Genomic DNA, 3,840 nt, shown 5'->3' on the forward strand with positions numbered 1-3,840 from the left:
AACCTCAGACCGCGTTTACACTTTTCAAAATCTTCACTACACTCAAACTCTAAACTCACAAACAAAGCTGTCTGGCCCTGTCTTCGGTTGGTGTGCTTTACGTTAGCGTAAATTTTGGCAGTTAGGTTTTAGCATTCGATTTCACATTCCATCATTTCAGGTAGTTCCGAATCGCAGATCTCCGTTTTCTGAATTCTATGTTTTCACATCATTCGTCTCAGCATGTCGCTTTCTGAACTCCACGTCTTCTCTGAGAACCTCTCCAGATGATCCAGATTCCCCTTTTCACATTCACCTACGTTTCCTAGATTCGTCTCATCCAGATTAGGTTCACGCAACCAGCACATCTAAAGCATCGCTTTCGCTAACAAGACGCTGCACCCAATCCCTTCACCGTCGAGAGTCAAGCCATTTTCAATCTCCAAACATCAACCCAAAACCAAAGCGCGCTGAGAGTTCAGTGATTGGTGTGCTTTACGTTAGACTAAATATGATACGATCTACCCTAATCTGTACATTATTCATCACTCTCTGTTCATGCTCACGATTTAACAGAGATCATCTTATGTCAGACGCTTTTGGAGTTGATCTAGCCCAACTTGAAGACAGCTACAGATCTCAGTACCGAGATGGTGCATTCCAACTTTTCTATGACGATTCAACTGACTCCACCATTAAAGCAATCATCGAAGGTGACTGGGCTGAAACTACATACGTAGAGTTTGATTCACTTCAGTTTTCGTCTTCGGGTTCAGACCCGGTCTATTTCAGAAAGGTCGGCGATCCTTTTGATGGTTATGTCCCAGTCATCATTCACATGCCTTCTAAAAAACTCCTGATTTTTGGTTATTCGTCTGGTCTGGGCGGCTAGACTGCTCTTGTCTAACAAGACGCTGCACCCAACCTCGTACCGCGTTTGAGCGCGACTCACCTTTCACTACATTCACTCTTAAATCTTAATCCAAAGCTTTCTGGTCGAGTACTCGGTTGGTGTGCTTTACGTTCTGCTAAATTTGAACATTTCCCACTTACGCACTCCTCAGCTTGTTCGACTTCGATCTCAGCGGATAAAATCTCCATTTGGACACTCAATCACGCCAGTTAGCTAAGTTCCTGTTTCTAAATGCAGTTGATTCGTTCTAGATAATTCAGTCCTGACATTTTCAGAAGACCCACTTTGGCTTTTCCATTCACTGTAATCACCAATTTCAATTTCGATCCTTCAGATTATAGATTCTCAGCTTGTGTGCTCAATTCTCCGTAGCAAATCCACAGCTCTCTATTCTCTGCTTTTCAACACGACGTTTTCACTCATATTCACCCTGTTCCTTCACTAGATCGACTTGCAGAACAAGACGCTGCACCCAACCTCAGACCGCGTTTACGTTTTTCAAAATCTTCACTACACTCATACTATAAACTCACAAACAAAGCTTTCTGGCCGAGTCTTCGGTTGGTGTGCTTTACGTTAGCTTAAATATGAAACGTTTTCTCAAAGTCTTCCCCGCCATAGCAGCATTGACCGCCTCTTTCATGATCGGTAAGTATGTTGGTTTTTGGCATACACCAGGAATGGAAATATGGCGTGACCTTCAAGATTTAGGAATCTCGGAAGAGGAGTTTAGCTCCATAACTGACGAAACAGCTCAGCGAATGGCTGACGGATGGGAATACGAATACACAATGTTAGCCTCAGCAGGTTTAAGTACTTTAAGGGCTTTAGATAAAAACGACATTCAAGAAGTTGAGGACATAGCAGTTGAACAAATCCGAAGGTACTACATGTCTAAAGATGATTTTGATTCTGAAGATGAGACAGTCTCAGATTATGTTGAAGAGTACGCACCGCATAATGAGAAGCTTCAGAAGATGCTATCCGAACTCCCAAAATAGCCTTAGCTAACAAGACGCTGCACCCAACCTCGTACCGCGTTTGAGCGCGACTCACCTTTCACTACATTCACACTTAAATCTTAATCCAAAGCTTTCTGGTCGAGTACTCGGTTGGTGTGCTTTACGTTAGCGTAAATCTGAAGATCTTTGGATAATAGTTCTATCTGATTTACAGTCTTTTCCATTACGGTGACTCACCACCCCATCTTCAAACAGGACGAACTTGGTAAGATCATTTCAGTACATTCTTAAACCCAAGTACGAATCCAGATTAGTCTTTCCAAAATTACCTGATTTCCCTTAGTTTGTCTCATCCAGATTAGGTGTACGCGACCAGCACATCTAACGCATCGACTTCGCTAACAAGACGCTGCACCCAATCCCTTCACCGCCGAGAGTCGAGCCATTTCCAATCTCCAAACATTAACCCAAACCCAAAGCGCGCTGAGAGTTCAGTGATTGGTGTGCTTTACGTTCTGCTAAATTGAACATGTCCTACACCATAAAACCTACAAAAGCATCACCTGCAGGCTGTGTTTTTTCTCTCTTTGGCTTTATTCCAATTATTTTCTCACTGATTTTCGGCTATGGATTTTATAAAGCGATCTCAAACATGCCAGAAACAGACTCATCGCTTCTCTGGAAGTTTGGCTTAGGTTCCGTTGCCTGCTTTATAATTGGTCTAGTAATCATTCGTATTGGCTGGCGAATGGCTCTAGGCGCAGATATGTCCGATCCATATTCCGATAATAAACCTAAGATGAGATTCTGAGTTTTAAGGTTTCAAATTGCCTTGCAGAACAAGACGCTGCACCCAACCTCAGACCGCGTTTACGTTTTTCAAAATCTTCACTACACTCAAACTCTAAACTCACAAACAAAGCTTTCTGGCCGAGTCTTCGGTTGGTGTGCTTTACGTTCTGCTAAATTTGAACATTTCCCACTTACGCACTCCTCAGCTTGTTCGACTTCGATCTCAGCATAGAAATTCTCCATTTGGACATTCAAGCACGCCAGTTAGCTAAGTTCCGATTTCTAAAGGAAGTTGATTCACGGAGGATTATTCATTCCTGACATTTTCCGAAGATCCACTTTGGCTTTTCCATTCAGAGTAATTACCGGTTTCAGTTTCAATCCTTCACATTCCAGATTCTCTCGGCTTGTGTGCTCTATTCTCCGAAAATCCACTGCTCTCTATTCTCTGCTTTTCAACACGAAGTTTTCACTCATATTCATCCTGTACCTTTACTAGATCGACTTGCAGAACAAGACGCTGCACCCAACCTCGTACCGCGTTTGAGCGCGACTCTCCTTTCACTACATTCACACTTAAATCTTAATCCAAAGCTTTCTGGCTGAGTACTCGGTTGGTGTGCTTTACGTTATCCTAAATCCATGATCTCGAAGGCAAAAGCACGCAACGCATCATTTGAAGACACTAACTTTCGTTATAAGATTTCTTCGAAGCCAGTATCAAACGGAATTTACGAACTTAACATCACAATCCAAAGTGAAAATCACAACGCTAGTAAACTAATCGTAACTGGTGTGATGCAACATGACTACGCAGTAAAACCGCCTCTATGTAGTGAAGATCATAAATTCTTTGAAACCATAGTGCGCATAGATATAGAAGGTTACATTGCCGAAGCAGTAGAACTAGGTTGGGATTACAAACAGAAAGGCTCTGATTTTGTTTTAACTTCTTCTAACGAACCCTACAGACAGCTTTACTTAGATGAAAATAAGCCTGCTGAATGGTTCCACGCTAGGCACTACCACCTCAAAAACAAACTTGGATAACAAGACGCTGCACCCAATCCCTTCACCGTCGAGAGTCGTCCCATTATCAATCTCCAAACATTAACCCAAAAACAAAGCGCGCTGAGAGTTCAGTGATTGGTGTGCTTTACGTTAGCGTGAATCTGAAGATCTTTGGTTAATAGT

General features: G+C 42.5%; 4 protein-coding genes. All 4 read left to right on the plus strand.

Features of this window, described 5'->3' with window-relative positions:
- Positions 1 to 565 precede the first annotated feature (565 nt).
- The 4 genes from ACSHX2_RS15120 (at position 566) to ACSHX2_RS15135 (ending at position 3,696) form a co-directional block, all read left to right on the plus strand.
- Complete coding sequence (locus ACSHX2_RS15120; RefSeq protein WP_435693793.1) at positions 566 to 871, plus strand: hypothetical protein; 306 nt, start codon at positions 566 to 568, stop codon at positions 869 to 871.
- Positions 872 to 1,479: 608 nt separating this feature from the next.
- Entirely contained in the window at positions 1,480 to 1,893 is a 414-nt protein-coding gene (locus ACSHX2_RS15125) for a hypothetical protein (protein ID WP_435693794.1), read from the plus strand.
- Between the two features lie 490 nt (positions 1,894 to 2,383).
- Entirely contained in the window at positions 2,384 to 2,665 is a 282-nt protein-coding gene (locus tag ACSHX2_RS15130; RefSeq protein WP_435693795.1) for a hypothetical protein, read from the plus strand.
- Positions 2,666 to 3,288: 623 nt separating this feature from the next.
- Entirely contained in the window at positions 3,289 to 3,696 is a 408-nt protein-coding gene (locus ACSHX2_RS15135) for a hypothetical protein (protein WP_435693796.1), read from the plus strand.
- Positions 3,697 to 3,840 lie beyond the last annotated feature (144 nt).

The organism is Rubritalea sp., from assembly GCF_051252225.1.
Taxonomy (GTDB): Bacteria; Verrucomicrobiota; Verrucomicrobiia; order Verrucomicrobiales; family Akkermansiaceae; genus Rubritalea.

Bases quoted from the DNA above. Each gene is read 5' to 3' on its own strand.
- ACSHX2_RS15125 (WP_435693794.1), top strand. From the start codon at position 1,480: ATGAAACGTTTTCTCAAAGTCTTCCCCGCCATAGCAGCATTGACCGCC.
- ACSHX2_RS15120 (WP_435693793.1), top strand. From the start codon at position 566: ATGTCAGACGCTTTTGGAGTTGATCTAGCCCAACTTGAAGACAGCTAC.
- ACSHX2_RS15130 (WP_435693795.1), top strand. From the start codon at position 2,384: ATGTCCTACACCATAAAACCTACAAAAGCATCACCTGCAGGCTGTGTT.
- ACSHX2_RS15135 (WP_435693796.1), top strand. From the start codon at position 3,289: ATGATCTCGAAGGCAAAAGCACGCAACGCATCATTTGAAGACACTAAC.